Genomic DNA, 24,398 nt, shown 5'->3' with positions numbered 1-24,398 from the left:
AGCGCCGCAAGCGGAGAGGTAGATTGCTTCGTCGCTTCGCTCCTCGCAATGACGGTGGATATGTCGTTACCCCCAATGGCCGAATGAAACTACCGATCCGGATTAGCCCGCTCGAACTGGCGCAGCAGGCGGTTGCCGCGCTCGACGGCCTGATCGAGGGCGGCCTGCGCGGTCTGCTTGCCGCTGAAGACGTGCTCGAGTTCTTCGTCGATCACATTGCGGATCAGCACAAACGACCCAAGCCGGATCCCCTTCGAGTTCTCGGTCGGCGGCTTCAGGGTGAGCTGCTCGATCCCGATCGCGGCGCCGGGATTGCGGTCATAGAAGCCCTGCGTGCGGCTGAGATTGTAGGCGGCCCGGGTGATCGGCAGATAGCCGGTGTTCTGGTGCCAGGCGGCCTGCACTTCCGGCTTGGAGAGATAGGCGAAGAACCGGGCGACACCGGCATATTCGGCGGCCGGCCGGTCGCGCAGCACCCATAACGTGGCGCCGCCAATGATCGAGTTTTGCGGTGCGCCGGCGATTTCGCTCCGGTACGGGATCATGCCGTAGCCGACCTCGAATCTGGAATTGGCCTTGATGTCCGCGCGCGTTCCGGACGAGCCGATGAAGATGGCGCATTCGCCCTTCTGAAAGCGCGGCTCGGCCGACTGGCCGCGGCCGCTGTAATCGAAAATCTTGGTCGCCTGCCATTCGGCGAGCTGCGCGACATGCCGCACCACCTCGGGCCTGTTGAAAATCAGCTCCGCGTCCAGCCCGTTGAAACCGTTGCCGCGGGTGGCCAGCGGCAGGTTGTGGAACGCAGAAAAATTCTCGACATGCACCCAGGAAGGCCATGACGTGGTCAGCCCGCAGGGCGAGCCGGACGCGCGCAGGCGCTTTGCCGCAGCCCCAATCTCGGCCCAGGTCTTCGGCGGCGCCTCCGCGTCGAGGCCCGCTGCGCGGAACAGATCCTTGTTGTAGTAAAGGATCGGGGTCGAGACATTGAACGGGAATGAGAGCATGTTGCCGGCGACGTCGGCATAATAGCCTGTTACCGCCGGTAGATAGGCCTCCGGCGAGAACGGCTCGGATTGATCGCGCATCAGCTCGAAGACCGGATAGATCGCGCCCTTGGCCGCCATCATGGTCGCGGTCGCGATCTCGTTGACCTGGACGATCGCCGGCTGGCTGCGCGACCGGAAGGCGAAGATCGCCGCCGTCACCGTCTCGGTATAGTTGCCCTTGTAGGTCGGGACGATCCGGTAGTCGGATTGCGATGCGTTGAAATCGGCCGCCAGCTTCTCGACGTGCTTGCCGAGTTCCCCCGACATCGCGTGCCACCAATTGATCTCAGTGGCGGCCTGCGCCGGAGACGCCAGCGCCGCGGCTACGACCGCCATGACTTGCAAGAATCTGAAGGCCAATTTCACTGGCGTTACCCTGCTCTGGCGCAGGCGCGACGCGCCTGTTCGCCGCGCCCTCATAAATCCCCCTGCCTGCGGTTTCAATCGGCCGGCATCACCGCAATGCACAATTTGAGATTGTAGAGGATTGCCGAATTTACCTTGGGCATCCTATCCGCCGGTCACGCCGGCCAATAGCCAAGCATCGGTAAATTCTGCTAAAAATGCGTTGAACCTTTTGTTCCCGGCGCAGACTTCATCTGAAGGGGAATTGTCGCCAGTGTATTGCCGCGCCAACCTTTCGCGGACCTTCGTGCCTGTTGTTGCGCTGTTGCTTGCGGCGGTCTCAACGGGCGCTTTTGCGCGCGGGTTTCACACCCAGGACCCCCAAGGCGACCCCCAAGGCGGTTCCCATGGCCAATCCAGCGCGGAACAGGAACCGACCGGGACCGGCGCGACCACCCCCGACCGTACCATCGTTGCATTGATCGGCACGATCGCACCGCTATTGGTCTGGCGCTTTGACAAGACGGAGCGGATTTGACCGGCGCAGCGCAACAGCAGCAGACAGGGGAACGGCCGCCAAGCTTCGCCGCGCGCGGTCGCTTTCGCGTGGTCCAGTGGCTGCGCGCCGTGCCGATCCGCTGGCGCATCCTGTCGATTGCCGCGCTGAACTCCGCCGTCGTGGTCGTGCTCGCCATCCTGATCTGGAACGGCGCCAAGGTGCTCGGCTCGGCCTGGGACGATGTCCGGCTGGTGCGCGAATCCGACAAGATCCTGGCGCATCTCGAAAGCGAGACCTCCAGGCTGCAGAACCTGATCCACCGCTATATCAACCAGCCGAGCCCGGAACTGTTCGCCGAAATCCTGCTGCTGCGCGAAGCGGTGCTGGGCACGCTGACCAACCGCGCCGCCAACGACCCGATCCTGTCGGGGTCGGTCGAGCGGCTCGAACAGGTCACCGACCGCTTCCTCAACGGCTTCGGCGAATTGCGCGCCGCGCAGGCCACCATCACCAAGACCTACGAGCAGCAGGTGCTGGGACCGGCCCGGGAAATGGCGGGCCTCTACTCGGTCATCGAAGGCGCCACCGGGCATCGCGATGCCCAGATTTGGCCAGCGCTCGGAAGGTCCCGCGAGGCGTTTACCGCGCTGCTGGTCGCCGCCAACGCCTATTATTTGTCGCCTGCCTCGACCTCGGCCGAGGACGCCCGCCGGAACACCGAGACGATCGAGAAGACCATCCCGGTGATGACCGACCTCGCCGACAATGACCTGCAGCGCATGGCGCTGCAGCGCCTGCAGGCGCGCACCGTGGCGCTGCGCGAGGGCATGGCGAAATTGACCGAGCAGCTCGCTGTCAGGACCGAGCTGCTGCGCAACACCATCGATGCCAGCCAGGCCGAGGCGATCGCCGTGATCGACGAATTGTCGGTCAAGATGCGCCAGCGCGAGCAGAAGGCGCAGGAGACGTTCGATAAGACGCTGTCGGGCATTTCGCGCCGGGTGCTGTCGATTGCCGTGATGTTCCTCGGCATCATCCTGTCCGCCGGCGTCTTGATCGCGCTCTCGATCCGCCTGCCGCTGCAACAGATACTCAGGTCGATGCACGCCATCACGTCGGGCAATCTGGATCGGGGGGTACAGGGCACGACAGCCAGGGACGAGGTCGGCGCCATGGCGCGCGCGGTCGACGTGTTTCGCGAGAACGCCATCGCCAAGCGCAAGACGGAAGACGAGCTGCGCTCCGCCAAGGAGCGCGCCGAAAGCGCGCTGCTCGAGCTGAACACTGCGCAGCAGAATTTGATCGACGCCGAACGGCTGGCGGCGCTCGGCGGGCTGGTGGCCGGCGTCGCGCATGAGGTGAACAATCCGATCGGCATCAGCCTGACGGTGGCGTCGAGCTTTGCGCGGCGGGCCGAAACCTTCGAATCCGAATTGCGCACCGAGCCGTTGCGCCGCTCCAAGCTCGACGAGTTCGTCAAGTCCTCGCGCGATGCGGCGGGGCAATTGGTGGCGAACCTGCACCGCGCCGGCGAGCTGATCCAGTCGTTCAAGCAGGTGGCGGTGGACCGCTCGCACGCCGAGCGCCGGCAATTCAATCTCAGCGAGGCCACCGACCAGATCGTCGCTAGCCTGAAGCCGGTATTGAAGAAGGCGGCGATCACGTTGTCGGTCGACGTGCCGGAAGGGTTCGTCATCGACGGCTATCCCGGCTCCTACGGCCAGATATTAACCAATCTTTTCCTCAACGCCGCCAACCATGCCTTCGGCGACGGCCGCTCCGGGGCGATCTCGATCTCGGCCCGGGCCCGCGGCAGCGACGATGTCGAGATCATTTTCGCCGACAACGGGGCCGGAATGACGCCGGACGTGCAGCGGCAGGCGTTCGACCCGTTCTTTACGACGCGCCGCAACGAGGGCGGTACCGGGCTGGGCTTGCATATCGTCTATAATCTTGTCACTCAACAGCTTGGCGGCCGGATGATGCTGGAGTCGAGGCTGGGACAAGGCACCACATTCCGCATTATCATGCCCAAGGTCGCCAAGGGCGGACCTTCGATTGTAGACCAGACAGTAGCCGACGGAACTTCGCAATGGCCGAACAGGACGATGTCCTCCACCTGATCGACGATACCGGGGCCGCTCCGGAGGACTCGTCCGCCCGCAAATGGAAGGTCGCCGTCATCGACGACGATGCCGCGGTGCATGAGGGCACCCGCTTTGCGCTGAGCGACTACAGCCTGAACGGCGCGACGCTGGAAATCCTGTCGGCCTACTCCGCGGCCGAAGGTCGCAAGCTGATGCGCGACAATCCCGATGTCGCCGCCGTGCTCCTCGACGTCATCATGGAAACCGATGTCGCGGGGCTCGAGCTCGTCGAATACATCCGCAACGAGATCAAGAACGAGACCGTCCGCATCATCCTGCGCACCGGACAGCCGGGCCAGGCGCCGGAGCGCCGCGTCATCGTGCAGTACGACATCAACGACTACAAGGCCAAGACCGAGCTGACCGCCGACAAGCTGTTCACCTCGCTGACCGCGGCGCTGCGCAGCTATCAGCAGCTCGAGCGCATGGTGCAGACGCGGCGCGGGCTCGAGATCATCATCGATGCCGCCTCGACGCTCTACGACTTCAAATCGATGCAGCGGCTCGCCGAAGGCGTGCTGACGCAGCTCGCCTCGCTGCTCAATGTCGACTGCGCCGGCATCCTGGTGCTGCGCGACGATGGCGCGTCGGGCGCCGAGTTCTCGGTGCTGGCGGGCTCCGGCTGCTACAGCCGCTTCATCGGCACCACCAGCTCCAAGGCGCTCGATCCGGATCTGCGGGCGATGGTGGAAGCCGCGTTTATGCGCCGCAAGAACGAATTCGCCGACCATCGCAGCGTGCTTTATTTGCGCACCGGCAGCGGCCGCGAGGTGGTGGTGCTGCTGCAGGCCGAGCGCCAATTGTCCGACACCGACCGCGCGCTGGTCGAGATCTTCTCCAGCCGCCTGTCGATCGCCTTCGACAACGTCATCCTCTACCGGCAACTGCACGAGGCCAATACCCAGCTCGAGGACCGCGTCGCCCAGCGCACCCGCGCGCTGATGCAGGCCAACCGCCGTCTTTCCGCACAATGGCTGCGGCTGCAGCGCGCCAACGGCTTCAAGAACGAAATTCTCGGCACTGTCGCGCACGACCTGAAGAATCCGCTCGGCGTAATTCTCGGCCGCACCGAGATGCTGACCGAATTGATCGGCGCCGGCTCGCCGAAGGAGAACATCACCGCCCAGGTCGAGCATATCAGGGACGCCACCAAGCGGCTGACCACGATGGTCGACCATTTGATTTCCGATGCGATGGCCGACGCCTTCGACATCACCATCCGCCGCGAGCCGGTCGACGTCGCGGCGCTGGTTGCCGAGGTCGCCGATTCCAACCTGCCCTCGGCGGTCAACAAGCAGCAGACCATCCACGTGTCGGCACCGCCGAATATCGTCACCATGTGCGATACCGACCGCATCCGCGAGGCGATCGACAACCTGTTCAGCAACGCCATCAAATATTCGCCGATCGGCGGCAAGATCACGGTCACCGTCAGCCATGAGGAGGGCGACACGGTGATCCGCATTGCCGACCAGGGCGCCGGCCTGTCGCCCGAGGATTTGGGACGGCTGTTCGGCCGCTTTCAGCGGCTATCGGCAAAGCCGACGGCGGGGGAAAGCTCGACCGGCCTCGGCCTGTCGATCGTCAAGCGCATCATCGATATGCATGGCGGCCATGTGACCGCGGAAAGCGCCGGCCCCGGACAGGGATCGACCTTTACCGTTACACTGCCTGCGACAGAGACGACATGACCCAGAACCCGCACATCTTCATTGTCGATGACGAGGCGCCGGCCCGCGAGATGGTCGGTGATTACCTCAAGATGCACGGTTTCGGCGTGACCTTGTGCGACGGCGGAAAAAGCCTGCGCAAGGAGATCGAGACCACTGTGCCCGACCTCGTCGTGCTCGACCTCAACATGCCCGAGGAAGACGGGCTATCGATCATTCGCGACCTCAAGAGCCGCATCAACGTTCCCGTCATCATGCTGACGGCGACTGCGAGCCCGATCGACCGCGTCGTCGGCCTCGAGCTCGGCGCCGACGATTACATCGCCAAGCCCTGCGAGCTGCGCGAACTGATGGCGCGCATCCGCTCGGTGCTTCGCCGCAGCACGCCGGCGAAAGCTGCCGCCGCGCCCGAGACAGCGGCGAAGGCAGAGAAGGAGCAGCTGGTGCGGTTCGGCACCAAATGGCTCGACCTCGAAGCCCAGGCGCTGCGCGACGATGAAGGCAACGAGCACCCGCTGACGGCGTCCGAATTCGGCCTGCTAAAAGTGTTCGCGGCCAATCCGAAGCGCGTGCTGTCGCGCGAGCGGCTTTTGGAGCTCGCCAATGCGCGCGACGCCGAAGCCTTCGACCGCGCCGTGGATCTCCGCATCATGCGCATCCGTCGCAAGATCGAGATCGATCCGACCAAGCCTGCCGTGATCCGGACGATTCGTGGTGGCGGCTATCTGTTCTCGCCGACCGGCGAGAAGGGTTAGGCTCTTTGTGCTCCCTCGCGCCGCTCTTCGCGGGGAGAGGGTCGGGGTGAGGGGCTCTCTCCGCGAGCACTGCAGTTCGATAGACCTATACCCCCTCACCCGGATTGCTTCGCAATCCGACCTCTCCCAGCAAGCGGGGCGAGGTAAGAAGCGTTCTTCAGGTCAACGCGCATGGAACAAATCCGCATCTGAAATCTTCCAATTTTCCACACATTGGAATTATTGGCGTTTTCGGTCCGAATGTTTCGTCGCAGGGCCCGCGACGAAACAATTCTCGCGGGCACGAAACCATTTTCCCCTTGTCGAGCAGACATCCCGAAACCGAGCCTCATTAACAATCCTTCCAACGAAACGCCGCCGGGCGTGGGGAATTGGGAGCCTGTCATGTCGAACGTCATTGCCATCAACGCCGCAGCCAAGCAGTCGATTGCCGCCGCCCGCGCGATATCAGACGAAATGCTGCTGGCGAGCATTGCCAAGGGCGACCGGACGGCGATGCATGTGCTTTACTCCCGCCACAACGTTCGGGTTTACCGCTTCGTGCTGCGCATGGTGCGCGACACCACGATGGCAGAAGATTTGGTCAGCCAGGTGTTTCTCGACGTGTGGCGCACCGCCGCGCAGTTCGAGGGCCGCTCGCAGGTTTCGACCTGGCTCTTGTCGATCGCCCGCTTCAAGGCGCTGACCGCGCTGCGCCAGCGCAAGCATGAGGATATCGAGCAGGAAGACGTGTTGGAGATCGCCGACGAAGCCGATACCCCGGAAGCTTCGCTCGACCGCAGCAACACCAGCGCAATCCTGCGCGCCTGCGTCGCCAAACTGTCGCCGGCGCATCGCGAGATCATCAACCTGGTCTACTACCACGAGAAGTCGGTGGAAGAGGCCGGCCTGATCATCGGCATCCCCCAGAGCACGGTGAAAACCCGGATGTTCTATGCCCGCAAACAATTGGCCGAGTTGCTTAAGGGCGCCGGCGTGGACAGCCTTGCTGCATAAAGCCAAATGATTTCAATCAATTAGTAAGGAACTGGGGGCGTAGAGCGGGGCCGGTTTCGCGGATAAAGATTACCTCCGACGAAACAAATGAAACAATCGGCGACATCACCCGGAAAAACTCACCCCCTATACCTGCGATCAACGCAACGCCAACGCCGAACAGGAGAGCGAACATGCTGAAGCCGTCCTTCCGCTTTTTCATCGTCCCGCTCGGCGCCGTCGCAACGCTCGCCACCTTGTCGGCCCAGAACGTCCAGCCCCGCGCTCAGCGTGACACCGGCTCGTCGTTCGTGCGCGAACAGGTGGTCGATTGCGGCACCAAGAGCCCCAAGGAGATTTGCGTGATCTCCTACGACAGCGAGACCCCCCGCTGAAGCTTCTCTAGCCTCCCAAGTTCCAGGACCTCCAAGTAACCTCCAACGACCCGGCCGGGATGCCCCCACAGCCGGGTCGCTTTGTATTTGGCGTCCGCTGTTTGCGTGACATGGAAAAGACTCACGTCCGACTGAAGTTCGATCGGCTCGCTGGCGCAATCGTGTTTCATCCACCTCGCGTTGCCGCTTGACGCGACAAGGCCGCTCGTGATGTTTGCCGCCGGCGGTGGATGCTGTGGCAGACGAGAACGAAGTCAGGTTACGCAAGGGCACGACACTCAACGAGCGGCTCGTTCTCGCCGGAATCGCCGTCGTCTTGTGCCTGATCGCCCTGCCCGGCCTCGCGCACCTTGCAAACGACCAGTGGCTCGGCATCGCCGCCCTCTTCGCACTGCTGTTCGGATGCCTGCTGCTGATCGCGGCGCTGTTTGATCGCAACGTCGTCTGGATCATCACGCCGGGCGAAATTGCGATCGGCGAACAGCGGCCATTCGGGAAGCTGCAGCGAAAGCTGGTCGGGGATCACGAAATATCCGGGATGCGCCTGCGCAAGAGCATCGGCAAATCGGTGGAGTTCACCCTCGTCGTCGAGACCCTGTCGGGCGACACGCTCACCTCGCCGCCGCTGCCCGATGTTACCCAGGTGCAACGAACCACCTTGCAGGTGGCCCGGCTGCTGCATTTGCCCGCGCCCGAAATCGCCGAGAACCCGCTCGATTCAGCCAATGCCAGGATACGGCTGGGCAAGCCGCTCGGCCCCAACCGCGTCATGGCCTACCGCGCTCTGGTCGCGCTGCTTGCCTGCTCGCTGAGTCTTCCGTTCGCCTATGCGATCTGGAGCGGCAAATTGTCCGCCCTCGGGATCGCCGTCTGGTCGCTCGGCGCGATCGTGGCCTTCGTGCTGATCCGATATCTCCGCCGGACCACTGCATTCTGGATAGTTCACAACGGTGCCTTCAGGTTTGAACGGTTGTCTTTGATCGGCAGGACGCAGACCGACATGGTCAGCGGCGACGAGGTCGATGGCATCGATGTCGAAAGCGGCGGCCGGAGGGGCGGCCACTACATCCTGGCGATCCGGCTCCGCACCGGCAAGAAGATCCGCAGTCCGGTGCTGGTCGGCAAGGAGCAGACCCGGGCCGTGAAGGCGGAGATCATCCGAAGGCTGGGACTTGATCCATCGGACAATGGATAGGCCCGCACGCCTGTCCCGCGCGGCGTGCAGGTATAATCGTCGCATCGGGCGTGATAGTCTGAATGCCTGGGTCGGACGCAATTTTCGAAAACCTGGTTCCGTTTTTGAAGCATGCGCTCGTTACGAAACTGCGACAGGTGGTGCGGATGTTCGAAGGCTTTGATGCGGTCGTATTGGCCCGGGCGCAGTTTGCTTTCACGATGTCGTTCCACATCATATTCCCCGCCTTCTCGATCGGGCTCGCCAGCTATCTCGCCGTGCTCGAAGCGTTGTGGCTGTGGACCGGGCGCGAGGTCTTCATCAATCTCTTCAATTATTGGCTGAAAATTTTCGCGGTCGCCTTCGGCATGGGCGTGGTGTCGGGCATCGTGATGTCCTACCAGTTCGGCACCAACTGGTCGGCCTTCTCCGACAAGGTTGGACCGGTGATCGGCCCCTTGATGGCCTATGAGGTCCTGACGGCGTTCTTCCTGGAGGCCGGCTTCCTCGGCGTCATGCTGTTCGGGCTGAAGCGCGTCGGCCCAAGGTTGCATTTCCTGGCGACGCTGATGGTCGCGATCGGCACGCTGATTTCGGCGTTCTGGATTCTCTCCGCCAATTCCTGGATGCAGACGCCGACCGGCCACACCGTCAATGCCGACGGGCAGTTCATCGCCGCCGACTGGCTCAAGGTGATCTTCAATCCATCCTTCCCCTATCGCCTCGTGCACATGGTGCTGGCAGCGTATCTGACCACCGCGCTGGTGGTCGGCGCAGTCGGCGCCTGGCACCTGCTCCGTGATCGCCATCTGGCGGGGGCGCGCGTGATGTTCTCGATGGCGATGTGGATGGCGACCTTGGTGGCGCCGATCCAGATCCTTGCCGGCGACCAACACGGGCTCAACACGCTGGAGCATCAGCCGGTGAAGATCATGGCGATGGAAGGCCACTTCCAGAGCCACGAGGACGGGGCGCCGCTGATCCTGTTCGGCCTGCCCAACCAGCAAGCCGGAAGGGTCGATTTCGCGATCGAGGTGCCGAAGCTCGGCTCGGTCATTCTCAAGCACTCGCCTAATGCTCCGATGGCCGGGCTCGACACGGTGCCGCGCGAAAACTGGCCGCCGGTCGCGATCGCGTTCTGGTCGTTCCGCATCATGGTCGGCATGGGCCTGTTGATGCTGGCGCTCGGCCTGTTCAGCCTCTTGATGCGCGTGCAGGGCAAACTCTACGATTCCCGGCTGCTGCACATGTTCGCGGTCGCGATGGCGCCTGCGGGCTTCATCGCCGTGCTGGCGGGGTGGATTACTACCGAGGTCGGGCGGCAACCGTTCACCGTGTATGGACTGTTGCGAACCGTCGACTCGGCCTCGCCGCTGGCGGCGCCTGCCGTCGGCTCCTCGCTGATCGCTTTCATCATCGTCTATTTCATCGTGTTCGCCGCCGGCGTGACCTACCTGCTGCGCCTGATGGCGGCACCGCCGCATCCCGGCGAGGAAGGACCGTCGAAGGAGGCACCGACCCGCACCGCCGGCATCACACCCGCGACCCAGGGAGCCCGCCCATGAGCATCGCGGTCGACCTCGCCACCGTCTGGGCCTTCATCATCGCCTTTGCCGTGTTCGTCTATGTCGTGATGGACGGCTTCGATCTCGGCCTCGGCATCCTGTTTCCGCTCTTCCCCGAGAAGCACGACCGCGACGTCATCATGAACAGCGTCGCGCCGGTGTGGGACGGCAACGAGACCTGGCTGGTGCTCGGCGGCGGCGGGCTGATGGCCGCTTTTCCGCTGGCCTATGCCATTCTGATGCCGGCGCTCTACACGCCCGTCATCGTGATGCTGCTCGGTCTCGTCTTCCGCGGTGTTGCCTTTGAATTCCGCTGGCGCACGACCAAAGAGCGCAACAAGTGGGATGTCGCTTTTTTCGGCGGATCGCTGCTGGCGACGCTGGCCCAAGGCATCGCCCTCGGCGCCATTCTGCAGGGCGTGCATGTCGAGGGGCGGCACTATGCCGGCGGCTGGTGGGACTGGCTGACGCCGTTCAGCATTCTGACCGGAATATCGCTGGTGATTGGCTATTCGCTGCTCGGCGCAACATGGCTCGTCATGAAGACCGAAGGCGAGTTGCGCGACCGCGCCTATCATTTGAGCTGGATATTTTTGCTGGCAATGCTGGGCGCGATCGGCGCGGTCAGCCTCGCAACGCCATTCCTGCATGTGCAGTACACCCATCGCTGGTTCGCCTGGCCGAACGTCCTCCTGACCGCGCAGGTGCCGATCTCGGTAGCCGTCATCACCGCACTCCTGCTGCGCAGCCTCGCGAAGAAATATGACTATCAGCCGTTCTTCCTGGCGCTGGGGTTGTTTGCGCTGTCCTATGCCGGGCTCGGCATCAGCATGTATCCCTACATCGTGCCGCAGAGCATCACGATCTGGCAGGCGGCGGCGCCGGAGAACAGCCAGCTCTTCATGCTGGTCGGGGTCGCCGGGCTGATCCCGCTGATCCTCGCCTACACGGCGTGGGCCTATTGGGTATTCCGCGGCAAGGTTAGACCCGAGAGCGGATACCATTGACAGAGATCAAGCCAAGCCAGCGTCCTCTGACCCATCGTTTGCTGTGGTTCGCAGCGCTGTGGCTCGGCGGCGTCGGCACGGTAGCGCTGATTTCGTTTCTGCTGCGGCTCTGGATCGCGCCGAAATAAGGCGGCTGGAGCTCCCATGAATATGGCGACATGCGGAAATTCAGAGACATTTCAGTAGGATATAAGTCACATTCGCCCTAAACTTGCCATCAAGCTAGCCCTGAGATTTGATGGTTCCGCTGATTTGGCTTACTTGGCCGATAGGAGAATTTTGCGATGAAAAAATTTCGGCACCTGATCTGCATGTTGATTGCGACCGGCGGTCTGGTCCTCTCGGCTTCGCAGAGCCAGGCGCAGTTGCGCCAGCCCGATGTCGGTGATCAGCCGGGCCTGCTTCCCGACGAATCCGTCGAGCTCGATCCGCAATTCAGGAAGACCGCGGTGCTCTATCGCACCAACGAGGCGCCGGGCACCATCATCGTCGTCACCGCCGAGCGCCATCTCTATCTGATCCAGGGCAATGGCCGCGCGCTGCGCTACGGCATTGGTGTCGGCCGCGAAGGATTCCAGTGGCAGGGGCTCGTCAACATCACCCGCAAGGCGGAGTGGCCGGACTGGACGCCGCCGCCGGAGATGATCGCGCGCCAGCCTTATCTGCCGCGCTTCATGGCCGGCGGCCCCGGCAACCCGCTCGGCGCCCGCGCCATGTATCTCGGCACCACCGTCTACCGCATCCACGGCACCAACCGTCCCGACACGATCGGCACCGCCGTTTCCTCCGGCTGTTTCCGCCTGGTCAACGCCGACGTCACCGATCTCTATGAGCGCGTGCCGGTCGGCACCAAGGTGATTATCCGTCAGAAGCCTGAGCTTTAATCCCGCCGCTGTTTCTTCAGCGCTCCATTCCAACATATTGGCGAGTTAAAAATGCTACGGACATTTCGAGGCGGCCTGCTCATCGGGCTGGCGGTCGCGGTCGCGGTTGCGGCTGCCGCAATCACCTATGAGCGTTACGACACCAAGACCTTGAAGCGCACCATCCGCCGCGGCGAGGTGTTGTGCGGCGTCAACAAGGGCTTGCCCGGCTTCTCGATCCCCGACGACAAGGGCGACTGGACCGGCTTCGACGTCGATTTCTGCCGCGCGGTGGCCTCCGCGATCTTCGACGATCCGAAGAAGGCGAAATTCGTGCCGCTCGACGCCAGCGAGCGCTTCAAGGAGCTGCAGAGCCGCAAGGTCGACATCCTCTCGCGCAATTCGACCTGGAGCATGTCGCGCGAAACCAATTACGACCTCTATTTCCCGGCGGTCGCCTATTACGACGGTCAGGGCTTCATGGTGCCGCGCTCGCGTAACATCGATTCCGCGCTGGACCTCAACAACAGCAAGGTCTGCGTCCAGGAGGGAACGACGACGGTGCTCAACGTCGCCGACCATTTCCGCGCCAACAACATGAAATACACGGAAGTGAAGCTTCCGAAGCTGGAAGACGTGCTCAAGGCCTATGAAGGCGGCAAGTGCGACACCTTCAGCGCCGACGTATCCCAGCTCTACGCGCTGCGGCTGAACCTGATCCAGCCGAGCGACCACGTCATCCTGCCCGACGTCATCTCCAAGGAGCCGCTCGCACCCGTGGTGCGCCAGCGCGACGACGACTGGATGATGATCGTGAAGTGGACGCTCTATGCGATGATCAACGCCGAGGAGCTCGGCGTGTCCTCGAAGAACATCGACGAGGCCTTGAAATCGAAGAAGCCCGACGTGATGCGCCTGGTCGGCACCGAAGGCACCTACGGCGAGGACCTCGGCCTGCCCAAGGACTGGGCCGCCCGCATCATCCGCCATGTCGGCAATTACGGCGAGATCTACGAGCGCAATGTCGGCGAAGGATCGAAGCTGAAGATCCCGCGCGGGCTGAACTCGCTGTGGAGCAACGGTGGGATTCAGTACGCGCCGCCGATACGGTAAGCCCTATCAGCACCCACAATTGTCATCGCCCGCGAAGGCGGGCGATCCAGTATTCCAGAGAAGCAAGACGTTGACCGAGAAGCCTCGGCATACTGGATCACCCGCCTTCGCGGGTAATAACGGCGGTGTGTGGGGCGCGTTTGGCGCGCGCCACAATCCTTCAATAACTCTTCATCCGCGCTAGTTGATCGGCGTGATAGTTGCTATCCCCGAACAATTCCTGGCAGACCCGCGCGCGCTTCATGAAGAAGCCGATGTCGAACTGATCGGTCATGCCCATGCCGCCGTGCATCTGCACGCCTTCCTGCACCGCCTGCGTCGCCGTGGTGCCGGCGCGCGCCTTGGCGACGGCAATCGCTGCGCCGGCGTGATCGAAATCGCCATCGAGCGCCTGCAGCGCCTTTAGCACGGCCGCGCGGGTGATCTCGATATCGACATAGAGCTGGGCGGCGCGGTGCTGCAGCGCCTGGAATTCGCCGATCAATTTGCCGAACTGCTTGCGCTCCTTGAGATAGGTGACAGTGCGCCCGAACACCTCTTCGGAGAGGCCCACCATTTCGGAGGCGACGGCGCCGCGGCCGATATTGAGCAGGCCATCCAGCAGCTGATAGCCCTGGTCGACTTCGCCGAGCACCTGGTCGGCATTGACCTCGACATTGTCGAACGCGATGCGCGCCGCGTTATGCGCATCGACCATCACGGTGCGCTCGATCGCAACGCCCTTGGCTTTGGGATCGACCAGGAACAGCGTCAGCCCGTTGCGCTCGCCGGGCGCGCCGCCGGTGCGGCCAGCGACGATCAGGAGATCGGCGGTGTGGCCGTCGACCACCAACGCCTTGGCGCCGCTGAGCTTGAAACCGTTACCTGACCGCACCGCCTGCAAATTGATCTGCAGCGGACGGTGTTTTGTGCCTTCGTCGACCGCCAGCGCAGCCAGCAGCGATCCATCAGCGATATCAGGCAGGTGCGCAGACTTCTGTGCTTCATTGCCGCCACGCGACAGCGCGGAAGCCGCGAGCACCGCCGTCGACAGGAACGGCGACGGCATCAGGGTGCGGCCGATTTCCTCCATCACCACGCCGGCCTCGACATAGCCGAGCCCGCTGCCGCCGAAGTTTTCGGGCACCAGAAGGCCGGAGAAGCCCATCTCGGCAAACGACTTCCAGAGGTCGCGGGAGAATCCCGTTTCATCCTTGCTGTCGCGCAGGTGGCGCAGATGCGACACGGGCGCCTTGTCGCTGATGAGGCCGCGCGCGCTGTCGCGCAGCATGGATTGTTCTTCGGTGAGGATAAGGGGCATTTTCAGATATCCGCTTCAGAGATGAATTACGTTGCTTCGTCGTCCCTGCGAACGCAGAGACTCATATACCGCGGCTATCGAATAGGAATTGGAGCTAACGTCACGACCAATACTCGGCGGCGGTGGTTATGGGTCCCTGCGTTCGCAGGGACGACGTGAGGGTGCGCTAGGCCCCCGGCAAATCCAGGATGCGCTTGGCGACGATGCCGAGCATCACCTCTGAGGTGCCGCCTTCGATCGAGTTGGCTTTCGTGCGCAGCCAGGCGCGCGGACGGGCGCCACCCCGCGAACGCTCGCTTTCCCATTCCAGCGCATCGATGCCGCCGGCTGACATCAGGATTTCATGGCGGCGCTTGTTGAGCTCGGTGCCGTAATACTTCATCGCCGAGGAGAAAGCCGGATGCGACTGCCCGGCTTTCGCCAGATCGATCGCGCGCTCGGCCACCGCCGCGAACGCCGCCTCGTCGACATCGAACGTCGCGATCTGGCCGCGCAGCATGGCATCGTCGAGCCGGCCGGACTCATCGCTGCCGACGGTATCGGCGGCGACTTGGCCGAGCGGACGGCCGATGCCGCGCTCGCCGGTGCCTGAGATCATCGCGCGCTCATGCTGCAGCAAGTACTTGGCGACATCCCAGCCGCGGTTGACGGTGCCGACCACATGCGATTTCGGCACGCGCACATTATCGAAGAAGGTTTCGCAGAACGGCGAATAGCCCGAGATCAGGAGAATGGGCTTGGTCGACACGCCCTTGGAAGCCATGTCGAACAGGATGAAGCTGATGCCGTCATGCTTCTTTGCCGTCAGATCGGTGCGCACCAGGCAGAAGATCCAGTCGGCGTAGTTCGCGTACGACGTCCAGATCTTCTGGCCGTTGATGATGTAATCGTCGCCGTCGCTTTCGGCGCGGGTCTGCAGCGAGGCGAGGTCCGATCCGGCGTTCGGCTCGGAATAGCCCTGGCACCAGCGGATCAGGCCGGCGGCGATTTTCGGCAGATGCTCCTTCTTCTGAGCCTCGTTGCCGTATTTGAGCAGCGCCGGTCCGAGCATCCAGATGCCGAAGCTCGACAACGGCGCGCGGGCGCCGATCGCCGTCATCTCCTCGCGCAGCACCTTGTGCTCGGCGCGATCGAGCCCGCCGCCGCCATATTCCTTAGGCCAGTCCGGCACGGTCCAGCCCTTGTCGCGCATCCGCTCGAACCAGACGCGCTGCGGCTCCGACGCGAACTTTGCGTTACGTCCGCCCCAATAGGTGTCGCTTTCCGAGGTCATCGGACGGCGCATCTCCGGCGGGCAATTGGCCTCCAGCCAGGCGCGGGTTTCACGGCGGAATGTTTCCAGATCGGACATATCGGCGTTTCCATATGCGATGTTTGAGACGACCTTAGCCCTCGGCTCGCGGAATTCAATATATGTCTGACGTCAGGTGATGCCGTTATGGCCGTGGTCATAGTGCCCGATCGGGTGTATTCGCAAAGCCGGAACGATTGAAAAACAAAAGGAAACGCCGATGCGGCTGAAACTGCTTTCGCCTGGCGAAATGAACGCCGACCAGAAAGAAATCTACGACGAGGCGATCGCGGGCAAGCGCGGCGCGCCGCCGGCGCCGATGATGGCCTGGCTCAACAGCCCCGACATGGCACGGCATGCGACGCGGCTCGGCGAGCAGCTCCGCTTCAACACGATCTTTCCGGCAAAGCTTTCCGAGATCGCGATCCTCGTCACCGCAAGGCACTGGACCTCGCATTACGAATGGTTCGCCCACAAGCGCCTGGCGCTGAAGGGCGGCATGGACCCCAAGATCATCGAAGACATCCGGGATCGCCGCACGCCTGTTTTCGACGATCCCAAGGGTCAGATGATCTACGACCTCGCAAAGTCATTGCATGAAGGCAAAGGCGTGTCGCAGCCGCTGTACGATGAGGCGGTGAAGCTGCTTACCGAGCGCGGCGTGGTCGAGGTGATCGGGCTGTGCGGCTATTACACAATGGTGTCGATGACGCTGAACACGTTTAAGTTCGGGCTGCCGGATGGCGAGGTGTCGGATCTTGCGTGATGTCTAAGCTCCCTCTCCCGCTCTTTGCGGGGAGAGGGTTGGGGTGGGGGCTCCCTCCGCGAATTGTGACCTTACGATCGACCTGTACCCCCTCACCCGGACTTTCCGCTTCGCGTAAAGTCCGACCCCTCCCCGCAAGCGGGGCGAGGTTCAGGAATCGCGAGTGGAGAAGCCATGCCCTCACATCCTCCCATCATCGCCGGCACCCGCATCGGTCACGTCCACCTCAAGGTCGCCGATCTCGAACGCGCGCTGGGCTTCTATTGCGGCGTGCTCGGCTTTGAGCTGATGCAGCGGATGGGCTCCGGTGCCGCGTTCATCTCAGCCGGCGGCTATCACCATCATATTGGCCTCAACACCTGGGAAAGCAAAGGCGGCCATCCGCCACCGCCGGGCACGACCGGGCTATTTCACACCGCCATTCTCTACCCCACCCGCCCGGCGCTGGCCGATGCGCTATTTCGCGTAATCGAGGCCGGCATCGAGCTCGATGGCGCCAGCGATCACGGCGTCAGCGAGGCGCTGTACTTGCGCGATCCCGACCAGAACGGCGTCGAGCTTTATCGCGACCGACCGAAAGAGGAATGGCCGCGCGCGCCGGACGGATCGCTTGCGATGTTTACCAAGCGGCTCGATCTGGAGGATCTACTGCGAGCGCGGGATGCGTAGGTCTCAACTCCGTCATTGCGAGCAAGGCAAAGCAATCCATCTCTCCGCTTGCGGAACCATGGATTGCTTCATCGCTACGCTCCTCGCAATGACGAGGCTCTACCGCGGATCATGATCAACACCGCCGCGGTCAGTTCGACCGCGATGCAGCCGTAGAAGGGCAGCGCGTAGCCGCCGGAGAAATCGCGCAGCAGGCCGACGACGCCGGGGCCGAAGGCGTAGGTGATCTGATTGATCGCCGTGATCAGGCTCACCAGCACGCCGAACGACCGCGGATCGAACTCGCGCTGCACGATCAGCGCCGGCAGCGTGATCAGATTGCCGACCGAAAAGCCGAACAGCGCGCAGGCCGCGATCAGCACATAATCATTGTGCACGTTGATGACGATGAGCAGCGCCACCGCCTGGCTGACGAAAGAAAGCGAGGACGCCAGCCGCTGGTTCATGCGGTCGATCACGAAGGAGAACAGCACGCGGCCAATCACCGCCATCGCCGTCAATAGCGCCATAGCGAGGGCGGCACGCTCGCGGCCGATCACCGGGTCGAGGAACGCGATCAGGTGCACGATGAAGCCGACCTGCGCGAACAGCACCAGCGCAAAGGCCGAGGACACCGAGAGGAAGCCGATGTCGCGAAACGCCCGTGCACGGATCTGCCGCGGCGACGGCGCATCCGCCGCTTCGACCGCTCCGATATCGGCAAGGACCGGCGGCCGACCGACGCAGAGCAGGATTACCGGCACCATCAGCACGACCATCGCCACGGCCGCCGCGGTCATCGCGCCCTCGAAGCCGAAATGGCCGATCGCCGCGATCAACAGCGGCGTGCCGACGATGCCGCCAAAGCTCGCGCCGTTCAGCGCGAGGCTGATCGCCATGCCGCGCTTGCGGTCGAACCACAAGCCGAGCGTATTGGTGATGATGCCTAGGCTGGTGCCGGCCCAGCCGAACGCCAGCACGGCGTTGGCAAGATAAAGCTGCCAGGGCTCGCGCACCTGGCCGATCGCAACCGCGGCGGCCGCCATCGCGAAGGTCCCGGCAACCAAGCAGTTGCGCGGACCGAACGCCCGGATGGCTTCGCTGACGAAGGCGACCAGCGCCGCGCCGAACAGATAGAAGAACGTGGTGCCGGACGAGATCAGCGACGCCGGCCAACCATGCAGCCGCTGCAGCTCCGCGACATAGACGCTCTGGCCGTAGAAGCCGAGCCCCCAGCCGAACGTCGCCAGCAGGAAGCAGACCGCGACGATGCGCCAGCCATCGTAGCGGATCGAGGTTTCGTCGATCGAATGGTAATTGCGAGCGTCCAAAAGACCTCTCTTCGTTTCTGTTCCGTCAGTGCGGCGCTTGTCCGGCACATGTCGTAACAGCCAACAAAGCCACAAGGGCGATCAATTCGATGCGCGCCGAACTGTCAGCACATGGCAGCAACTAGGAAGCCGGCTTCGCGGAATCGTAGAAGAAGCGCTCGCGCCAGACCTTGTCGCCGCGCCAGTCCTGCAGCGCGACCTCGTCGAAGCGGCCGGTCTTGCCGGAATGAAAGACGAAGTCGAAAATCCAGTGGATCGCGACGCGGTCGCCCTCGACGATCGAGCTCACGCAGGTCGAGGTCACGTTCTTGACGTGCTCCAGCACCGCGCGCTCATGCGCCACCAGCACGTCGCGGCCGACCCGCGGCGGTGCCGCGTTCTCCTGCATGCTGGCATCCTCGGTATAGAAGCGCTCGATCGCACCGGCATGATCGCCGGAGACGACGGTTGCGATGAACTCATCGAGACGGGCGCGCGACGGCATGAAGCCTCCATCGATTGACTGAACGACAGATACTGAAATTAGATGCTCGGATCGGGAATTTGGTCAACCGCGCGCAACTTGGCCCGCCGCTTGGCAAACGAGGCGAACGAGAGCACCGCGAGGCCGAGCAACACTGGCGGGAACACCACCATGTTGACCATCGACCAGCCGTAATGCGCCAGCAATTGGCCGGACGAGAACGATCCGATCGCCATCATTCCGAATACCAGGAAATCGTTGAAGGCCTGCACCTTATTGCGCTCCTGCGGCCGGTGCGTCTCCAGCACCAGCGCGGATGCGCCGATAAAGGCAAAGTTCCAGCCGACCCCGAGCACGAACAGCGTCGCCCAGAAATGCATCGCGGTGAAGCCGGCAAGGCCGATGCCGGCGGCGGCGGCCTCCAGCATGAGGCCGAGCGCGACGATCGTTGGCGCGCCGAAGCGCGCGATCAGCGATCCCGTGAAGAAGCTCGGCCCGTACATCGCCACGATGTGCCATTGAATGCCGAAATTGGAGTCGCTGACGGTCAGCCCGCACATCTTCATGGCGAGCGGCGCCGATGTCATCACGAGGTTCATCATCGGATAGGCGATCACCCCGCATAGCGCGGCGGCAATGAAGCGCGGCTGCCGCGCAATCTCGAACAATGGACGCCCGCCATGCATGTCCGACGGCGCGGGTTTTGGCGCATCGACGCCCGACAGCACCGCCATCGCAATAAGCGCGACGAAGGCCTGCACCACGAAGCTGAACGCAAACAGATAAGGCGGCCAGATGTCCATGGTCCACTGCACTAGCTGCGGACCGAGCACGCCGGCAAACACGCCGCCCGCCATCACCCACGACAGCGCCTTCGGCCGGAACGCCGCGCTGGCGCCGTCGGCGGCGGCAAATCGGTAGGACTGCGCGACCGCGCCGTAGAGCCCGCCGAGGAAGGTCGCCCCGCAGAACAGCCAGAAAGAGGCGTACAGCACGGCCAGAGCCGCGAGGGCGCCGGTCAAGACGCCGCAGAATGTGCCGATCATGAACGCGATGCGGCGGCCATAGGCGCGCGAGATCGCGCCGGTCGGCAGCGTGCCGGCGGCGAGGCCGAGCACATACATCGAGAGCGGCACGGTCGCGAGCGAGATGCTAGGGGCCAGCGTCGCGCCGACGATCGAGCCGGTGGCGAAAATCACCGCCGAATTGGCGCCGGTCAACGCCTGCGCCGCGGCAAGCCGCAGCACGTTGGCGCGCGCGCGTGCGTCATTGGCGATTTCTTCGGTGGCAGTCGTATCCAACATCGGCTTCCCGCCCGGCCGGCCCCGGGAGGGAGCCTCGTCGATTGATTTGCCGGCACTATGAAGACGCGAAGCGGTGCGATCAACCGGCGCAAACGGGCGCGCGCTATGCGCTCCCGTCACGCTCGATGGAATTGTTGACCGAAGACCCGGCCGATCGCGCGAAAGCCAGGATCATGTTGTTGGCGGGCATCGGCACGGTCTCGACCAGCACTAGACCCGCGCCAGCGGCGAGCTTCTCGAGATCGGCGATGTCGCGCACGCCCCATTCGGCGTCCTGCTCGCGCAGGCTGGTGTCGAACACGGCATTGCTCATCGCGGTGTGCTTGCCGCCGCGCTTGAACGGGCCATAGAGAAACAGGCGCCCGTCAGCGCCGAGATAACGGCCGGCGCCGGCGAACAGCCCTTCGGCCACGCGCCAGGGCGCGATGTGAATCACGTTGGCGCAGAACACGGCCGTCAGTTCGGCGGGGCCGCTGCCGTCATGCATCTGCGGGCACCAGGCGGGATCGGAAAGATCGATCCGCAGCGGCGGACGGATGTTCGGCAGCGCGACGTAGGCGCGCCACGCCTCGATGCTCCTCAGGTGGCTCTCGTTGAGATCGCTCGGCCACCAGGTGATGTCAGGTGCATGCCTGGCAAAATGCACGACATGCTGGCCGGTGCCGCTGCCGGCCTCCACAACGTCACCGGACTTGCCGGCGAGAAATGTCTGCAGCACTGACCAGATCGGTGCATGGTTGCGGTGGAACGCCGCGGCATCGAGCCGCCCGTCGGGCTCGACCGGCCGGCCATCCTTGCCGAATTCCACGACGTATTCGGCCATTGTCGCCTCTTTTCAAATTGCGCGACGCGGGCAGCGTCACTTCAGGTCGCCGCAATAAATATCTTTCAGCACCTGCAACAAGCGCAACGCGCGCGCATCCGCCACCCGATAATGCAGAGTCTGTGACGTCCGGCGGAACTCAACCAGGCCATCGGCGCGAAGTTTAGCCAGATGCTGCGACAAGGCCGACTGGCTCAGCTTCACTACGCCGACAAGTTCGCCGACGGTCATCTCGCCGCGGACGGCGAGAAAGCACAGGATCAGCAAACGCTTTTCGTTGGCGAGCATCTTCAGAAGCTGCGCGGCCTCGTCGGCTTGCTTCGCCAATTTCTTCAACGCCGCCGCATCGTCGGCGCCGGGGGCCGGTTGCGGCTTTTTGGCTGCCGCGGCGACTGCTCTCATGGCGTAATATCCGGATGTTTTTCGTGCCTGCGAAGCACGCCCACACTCTAGCGCCGCGGCACTTCTTTAGCATTGACTAAATTAGCAAATGTGGATACCGCTTCAAAAAAGCAATAAATGATGCGGCGAAGTGGCCGCGAGGAGAAGGAACGTGCGCTACACACCGTCACGCAGCAACGTTGTTCTCCCTAGGACCGCCGGTTCGCCTGCGCGGATCGGCCGGCGCGGCCTTCTTGGCCTCGGCGCGGCACTGACCGGCAGCCTCGCCCTTGGTGGCAAAGCAGCTATTGCGAATCCCGCGCAGGAGTCACCGCCCGCCGACGCGCCGTGGTCGCAATCGATCGGTGCGGGCGTGGTCGACCGGCCCTACGGACGGCCTGCGGAGACCGAAGCTTCCGTCATCCGGCGCAACGTCCCCTGGCTCACCGCCAGCGCGGAATCCTCGGTGAGCTTTTCGCCGCTGCAGGACCTGCACGGCATCATCACCCCGAACGGGCTGTTCTTCGAACGCCACCACGCGGGCCGGCCCGATGTCGATCCAGCGCAGCACCGTCTGATGATCCACGGGCTGGTCGAGCGGCCGCTGCTGCTGACCATGAAGGACATCCTGCGCTTTCAGCAGACGACGCGCATTCACTTTATCGAATGCCCGGCCAATGGCGGCATGAACTGGCGCGCCGCGCAGATGAACTCGCTGCAGTTCAGTCACGGCATGGTCAGTTGCGCCGAATGGACCGGCGTAAAATTGTCGACGCTGCTGGAGGAAGTGGGCGTCAAGAAAGAGGCGAAGTGGGCGATGGTCGAAGGCGCCGACGGCGCGCATATGAACCGCAGCATCCCGCTCGACAAATGTCTGGACGATTGCCTCGTGATCTATGCGCAGAACGGCGAGGCGCTGCGGCCCGAGCAGGGCTATCCGCTGCGGCTGGTGGTGCCGGGCTGGGAAGGCAACGTCAACATCAAGTGGCTGCGCCGGATCAAGCTTGGCGAAAAGCCGTGGCACACCCGCGAGGAGACATCGAAATATACCGACCTGATGCCGGACGGCACCTCGCGCGGCTTCACCTGGCTGATGGACGCCAAATCGGTCGTCACCTTCCCGTGCCCGGAAAAGCCGCTCGACGGCCCCGGCGTCTATGAGATCAGGGGCCTCGCCTGGAGCGGCAGCGGCAAGGTGAAACGCGTCGACGTCTCCACCGATGGCGGCGTCAACTGGCAGAGCGCACGGCTGCACGAGCCGGTGCTGTCGAAGGCGCTGACGAAATTCTCCTTGCCCTGGCGCTGGGACGGCCGCCCGGCGCTGGTCGCCTCCCGCGTCATCGACGAGACCGATTACGTGCAGCCGACGATTGCAGAGCTGCGCAAGCAGCGCGGCTCGAACTCGGTCTACCATAACAATTCAATCCAGACCTGGCAGGTCAAGCCGGACGGAAGCGTGTTCAATGTTCAGCTCGCGTAAGATTGCCCTGCCCCTCCTTGCTTGCCTGCTCGTGGTGGCAAGCCTCGCCGGCGCGGCCGAGCCCGGCGCATTTGGTTACGGCACGGCGGCAACGCCGGCGCAGATCGCCGGTTGGGACATCGACGTGCGCGGCGAGGACGGCGTCGGCCTGCCGCCGGGCAAGGGCACGGTCGACCGCGGCGCCGACGTCTATGCCGAGCAGTGCGCCGCCTGCCATGGAACCTTTGGCGAAGGCGAAGGCCGCTTTCCCAGGCTTGTGGGCGGCGTCGGAACGCTCCGGGACGAGCGCCCGGAGCCGACGGTCGGCAGCTACTGGCCGTTTGCCCCGACCCTATGGGACTATATTAACCGCGCCATGCCGATGCCTGCGCCGCACACATTGTCAGCGGATGACGTTTATGCTTTGACCGCCTATATTCTGAACCTGAATGATCTCGTTCCCCATGAATTTGTTGCCGACCGCAACAGTCTGCCGAAAGTCAAAATGCGCAATCGCGACAGCTTCATCTGGACCGACCCGCGCCCCGATACCGCGGCCAAGCCTTGCATGAGCGCCTGCACAAACGCCGGCGATGTCAGGATTTCATCGACGGCGGAGGGCAGGAAGCTGACGCCGCGCACCACCGGGCCGCTGGATACGATGCAACCAAAATAGAAATGACGGAAACGCCTGTGATCGCTCCCTTGAAGACGAAATCCGTGAGGTTCCCGGCCTTCGCGCTGGCTCTGGCGATCGGCACGGTCGCTCTTGCCGGCCCTGCGCTGGCGCAATCCACGGTGGACGAAGGCCGCAAGCTCGCCTTCGACCGCAGCAAGGGCAATTGCCTGACCTGCCATGTCATCAAAGGCGGCGACCTGCCCGGTACGATCGGGCCCGAGCTGGTGGACATCAAGAGCAAATATCCCAAGCGCGAGGATCTCGTCGCCATTCTCCACGACGAAACCCAGCGCAATCCGCTGACCGTGATGCCGCCGTTCGGGCGCAACCGGATCCTGACTGAAAAGGAAATCAATGCGGTGGTTGATTTCCTGCAGACCCTTTGAACGCGGCGCACGC

The 24,398-nt window shown here is 63.4% G+C and carries 25 protein-coding genes; 17 read left to right on the top strand and 8 right to left on the bottom strand.

Features of this window, described 5'->3' with window-relative positions; genetic code table 11:
- Positions 1-89: 89 nt before the first annotated feature.
- The gene (ugpB, locus tag RX331_RS02975; RefSeq protein WP_410708095.1) at positions 90-1,466 is read right to left on the bottom strand and encodes a sn-glycerol-3-phosphate ABC transporter substrate-binding protein UgpB; all 1,377 of its coding nucleotides are present in this window, start codon (positions 1,464-1,466) and stop codon (positions 90-92) included.
- A gap of 148 nt (positions 1,467-1,614) precedes the next feature.
- Between ugpB and RX331_RS02970 the strand changes: the two genes are divergently transcribed.
- From RX331_RS02970 to RX331_RS02915, 12 genes are all read left to right on the top strand, one after another.
- On the top strand, positions 1,615-1,929 hold the full coding sequence (locus RX331_RS02970; RefSeq protein ID WP_317255170.1) for a hypothetical protein: 315 nt from the start codon (positions 1,615-1,617) through the stop codon (positions 1,927-1,929).
- A gap of 89 nt (positions 1,930-2,018) precedes the next feature.
- Positions 2,019-4,013: an ATP-binding protein gene (locus RX331_RS02965; protein WP_317257989.1), complete on the top strand. Its 1,995-nt coding sequence runs from the start codon at positions 2,019-2,021 to the stop codon at positions 4,011-4,013.
- The gene (locus RX331_RS02960; protein ID WP_317255169.1) at positions 3,983-5,728 is read left to right on the top strand and encodes a DUF3369 domain-containing protein; all 1,746 of its coding nucleotides are present in this window, start codon (positions 3,983-3,985) and stop codon (positions 5,726-5,728) included. Before RX331_RS02965 ends, RX331_RS02960 begins: the two co-directional genes overlap by 31 nt.
- Positions 5,725-6,462, top strand: a complete 738-nt coding sequence (locus RX331_RS02955) for a response regulator (RefSeq protein ID WP_317255168.1) — start codon at positions 5,725-5,727, stop codon at positions 6,460-6,462. The genes RX331_RS02960 and RX331_RS02955 overlap by 4 nt, the downstream gene beginning before the upstream one ends.
- Positions 6,463-6,846: 384 nt before the next feature.
- A complete protein-coding gene (locus RX331_RS02950; protein ID WP_317255167.1) occupies positions 6,847-7,458 on the top strand; it encodes a sigma-70 family RNA polymerase sigma factor in 612 nt (203 codons plus the stop codon).
- Positions 7,459-7,631: 173 nt separating this feature from the next.
- Positions 7,632-7,832 (top strand): hypothetical protein, encoded by a 201-nt coding sequence (locus RX331_RS02945; RefSeq protein ID WP_317255166.1) that lies wholly within the window; start codon positions 7,632-7,634, stop codon positions 7,830-7,832.
- A 235-nt stretch (positions 7,833-8,067) separates the two neighbouring features.
- The gene (locus RX331_RS02940) at positions 8,068-9,027 is read left to right on the top strand and encodes a hypothetical protein (RefSeq protein ID WP_317255165.1); all 960 of its coding nucleotides are present in this window, start codon (positions 8,068-8,070) and stop codon (positions 9,025-9,027) included.
- A gap of 146 nt (positions 9,028-9,173) precedes the next feature.
- Positions 9,174-10,571 carry a cytochrome ubiquinol oxidase subunit I gene (locus RX331_RS02935; protein WP_317257988.1) on the top strand — a complete coding sequence of 466 codons (1,398 nt, stop codon included), beginning with the start codon at positions 9,174-9,176 and terminating at the stop codon, positions 10,569-10,571.
- Positions 10,568-11,578: a cytochrome d ubiquinol oxidase subunit II gene (gene cydB / locus RX331_RS02930; protein ID WP_317255164.1), complete on the top strand. Its 1,011-nt coding sequence runs from the start codon at positions 10,568-10,570 to the stop codon at positions 11,576-11,578. Before RX331_RS02935 ends, cydB begins: the two co-directional genes overlap by 4 nt.
- On the top strand, positions 11,575-11,706 hold the full coding sequence (locus RX331_RS02925; RefSeq protein WP_317255163.1) for a DUF2474 domain-containing protein: 132 nt from the start codon (positions 11,575-11,577) through the stop codon (positions 11,704-11,706). The genes cydB and RX331_RS02925 overlap by 4 nt, the downstream gene beginning before the upstream one ends.
- A gap of 156 nt (positions 11,707-11,862) precedes the next feature.
- A complete protein-coding gene (locus RX331_RS02920; RefSeq protein WP_317255162.1) occupies positions 11,863-12,462 on the top strand; it encodes a L,D-transpeptidase in 600 nt (199 codons plus the stop codon).
- Between the two features lie 51 nt (positions 12,463-12,513).
- Complete coding sequence (locus RX331_RS02915) at positions 12,514-13,554, top strand: amino acid ABC transporter substrate-binding protein (RefSeq protein ID WP_317255161.1); 1,041 nt, start codon at positions 12,514-12,516, stop codon at positions 13,552-13,554.
- A 160-nt stretch (positions 13,555-13,714) separates the two neighbouring features.
- On the opposite strand, the gene RX331_RS02910 is transcribed toward RX331_RS02915, so the two are convergent.
- Together RX331_RS02910 and RX331_RS02905 are read right to left on the bottom strand one after the other, a co-directional pair.
- Positions 13,715-14,854: an acyl-CoA dehydrogenase family protein gene (locus RX331_RS02910; protein ID WP_317255160.1), complete on the bottom strand. Its 1,140-nt coding sequence runs from the start codon at positions 14,852-14,854 to the stop codon at positions 13,715-13,717.
- A 166-nt stretch (positions 14,855-15,020) separates the two neighbouring features.
- Complete coding sequence (locus tag RX331_RS02905; protein WP_317255159.1) at positions 15,021-16,205, bottom strand: acyl-CoA dehydrogenase family protein; 1,185 nt, start codon at positions 16,203-16,205, stop codon at positions 15,021-15,023.
- A 160-nt stretch (positions 16,206-16,365) separates the two neighbouring features.
- On the opposite strand from RX331_RS02905, the gene RX331_RS02900 reads away from it, so the two are divergent.
- Both RX331_RS02900 and RX331_RS02895 read left to right on the top strand, forming a co-directional pair.
- Positions 16,366-16,911 carry a carboxymuconolactone decarboxylase family protein gene (locus tag RX331_RS02900; RefSeq protein ID WP_317255158.1) on the top strand — a complete coding sequence of 182 codons (546 nt, stop codon included), beginning with the start codon at positions 16,366-16,368 and terminating at the stop codon, positions 16,909-16,911.
- Positions 16,912-17,085: 174 nt separating this feature from the next.
- The gene (locus RX331_RS02895; protein WP_317255157.1) at positions 17,086-17,580 is read left to right on the top strand and encodes a VOC family protein; all 495 of its coding nucleotides are present in this window, start codon (positions 17,086-17,088) and stop codon (positions 17,578-17,580) included.
- A 74-nt stretch (positions 17,581-17,654) separates the two neighbouring features.
- Here RX331_RS02895 and RX331_RS02890 read toward each other — a convergent pair whose 3' ends face one another.
- The 5 genes from RX331_RS02890 to RX331_RS02870 form a co-directional block, all read right to left on the bottom strand.
- On the bottom strand, positions 17,655-18,890 hold the full coding sequence (locus RX331_RS02890) for an MFS transporter (RefSeq protein WP_317255156.1): 1,236 nt from the start codon (positions 18,888-18,890) through the stop codon (positions 17,655-17,657).
- Between the two features lie 121 nt (positions 18,891-19,011).
- Positions 19,012-19,374: a nuclear transport factor 2 family protein gene (locus RX331_RS02885; RefSeq protein ID WP_317255155.1), complete on the bottom strand. Its 363-nt coding sequence runs from the start codon at positions 19,372-19,374 to the stop codon at positions 19,012-19,014.
- Between the two features lie 38 nt (positions 19,375-19,412).
- Positions 19,413-20,657, bottom strand: a complete 1,245-nt coding sequence (locus RX331_RS02880; protein ID WP_317255154.1) for an MFS transporter — start codon at positions 20,655-20,657, stop codon at positions 19,413-19,415.
- Between the two features lie 103 nt (positions 20,658-20,760).
- Positions 20,761-21,480, bottom strand: a complete 720-nt coding sequence (locus RX331_RS02875) for a DUF938 domain-containing protein (protein WP_317255153.1) — start codon at positions 21,478-21,480, stop codon at positions 20,761-20,763.
- Between the two features lie 36 nt (positions 21,481-21,516).
- Positions 21,517-21,768, bottom strand: coding sequence for a metalloregulator ArsR/SmtB family transcription factor (locus RX331_RS02870; RefSeq protein ID WP_317257987.1), 252 nt, complete (start codon positions 21,766-21,768; stop codon positions 21,517-21,519).
- 328 nt (positions 21,769-22,096) lie between these two features.
- On the opposite strand from RX331_RS02870, the gene soxC reads away from it, so the two are divergent.
- The 3 genes from soxC to soxX are packed head-to-tail and all read left to right on the top strand — an operon-like array spanning position 22,097 to position 24,385.
- Positions 22,097-23,341 (top strand): sulfite dehydrogenase, encoded by a 1,245-nt coding sequence (gene soxC, locus RX331_RS02865; protein WP_410708245.1) that lies wholly within the window; start codon positions 22,097-22,099, stop codon positions 23,339-23,341.
- Positions 23,325-23,996 (top strand): cytochrome c, encoded by a 672-nt coding sequence (locus RX331_RS02860; protein ID WP_317255152.1) that lies wholly within the window; start codon positions 23,325-23,327, stop codon positions 23,994-23,996. The genes soxC and RX331_RS02860 overlap by 17 nt, the downstream gene beginning before the upstream one ends.
- A gap of 2 nt (positions 23,997-23,998) precedes the next feature.
- Complete coding sequence (gene soxX / locus RX331_RS02855; RefSeq protein WP_317255151.1) at positions 23,999-24,385, top strand: sulfur oxidation c-type cytochrome SoxX; 387 nt, start codon at positions 23,999-24,001, stop codon at positions 24,383-24,385.
- The last annotated feature ends 13 nt before the right edge of the window (positions 24,386-24,398 follow it).

The organism is Bradyrhizobium sp. BWA-3-5, assembly GCF_032917985.1.
Classification (GTDB): Bacteria; Pseudomonadota; Alphaproteobacteria; order Rhizobiales; family Xanthobacteraceae; genus Bradyrhizobium.
The sequence above is the reverse complement of the archived record's forward strand: the minus strand, read 5'-3'. Positions and strand labels throughout refer to the sequence as shown.

Bases quoted from the DNA above. Each gene is read 5' to 3' on its own strand.
- ugpB (WP_410708095.1), bottom strand. From the start codon at position 1,466: ATGAGGGCGCGGCGAACAGGCGCGTCGCGCCTGCGCCAGAGCAGGGTA.
- RX331_RS02960 (WP_317255169.1), top strand. From the start codon at position 3,983: ATGGCCGAACAGGACGATGTCCTCCACCTGATCGACGATACCGGGGCC.
- RX331_RS02955 (WP_317255168.1), top strand. From the start codon at position 5,725: ATGACCCAGAACCCGCACATCTTCATTGTCGATGACGAGGCGCCGGCC.
- RX331_RS02950 (WP_317255167.1), top strand. From the start codon at position 6,847: ATGTCGAACGTCATTGCCATCAACGCCGCAGCCAAGCAGTCGATTGCC.
- RX331_RS02945 (WP_317255166.1), top strand. From the start codon at position 7,632: ATGCTGAAGCCGTCCTTCCGCTTTTTCATCGTCCCGCTCGGCGCCGTC.
- RX331_RS02935 (WP_317257988.1), top strand. From the start codon at position 9,174: ATGTTCGAAGGCTTTGATGCGGTCGTATTGGCCCGGGCGCAGTTTGCT.
- cydB (WP_317255164.1), top strand. From the start codon at position 10,568: ATGAGCATCGCGGTCGACCTCGCCACCGTCTGGGCCTTCATCATCGCC.
- RX331_RS02920 (WP_317255162.1), top strand. From the start codon at position 11,863: ATGAAAAAATTTCGGCACCTGATCTGCATGTTGATTGCGACCGGCGGT.
- RX331_RS02915 (WP_317255161.1), top strand. From the start codon at position 12,514: ATGCTACGGACATTTCGAGGCGGCCTGCTCATCGGGCTGGCGGTCGCG.
- RX331_RS02910 (WP_317255160.1), bottom strand. From the start codon at position 14,854: ATGCCCCTTATCCTCACCGAAGAACAATCCATGCTGCGCGACAGCGCG.
- RX331_RS02905 (WP_317255159.1), bottom strand. From the start codon at position 16,205: ATGTCCGATCTGGAAACATTCCGCCGTGAAACCCGCGCCTGGCTGGAG.
- RX331_RS02900 (WP_317255158.1), top strand. From the start codon at position 16,366: ATGCGGCTGAAACTGCTTTCGCCTGGCGAAATGAACGCCGACCAGAAA.
- RX331_RS02895 (WP_317255157.1), top strand. From the start codon at position 17,086: ATGCCCTCACATCCTCCCATCATCGCCGGCACCCGCATCGGTCACGTC.
- RX331_RS02885 (WP_317255155.1), bottom strand. From the start codon at position 19,374: ATGCCGTCGCGCGCCCGTCTCGATGAGTTCATCGCAACCGTCGTCTCC.
- RX331_RS02880 (WP_317255154.1), bottom strand. From the start codon at position 20,657: ATGTTGGATACGACTGCCACCGAAGAAATCGCCAATGACGCACGCGCG.
- RX331_RS02875 (WP_317255153.1), bottom strand. From the start codon at position 21,480: ATGGCCGAATACGTCGTGGAATTCGGCAAGGATGGCCGGCCGGTCGAG.
- RX331_RS02870 (WP_317257987.1), bottom strand. From the start codon at position 21,768: ATGCTCGCCAACGAAAAGCGTTTGCTGATCCTGTGCTTTCTCGCCGTC.
- RX331_RS02860 (WP_317255152.1), top strand. From the start codon at position 23,325: ATGTTCAGCTCGCGTAAGATTGCCCTGCCCCTCCTTGCTTGCCTGCTC.
- soxX (WP_317255151.1), top strand. From the start codon at position 23,999: ATGACGGAAACGCCTGTGATCGCTCCCTTGAAGACGAAATCCGTGAGG.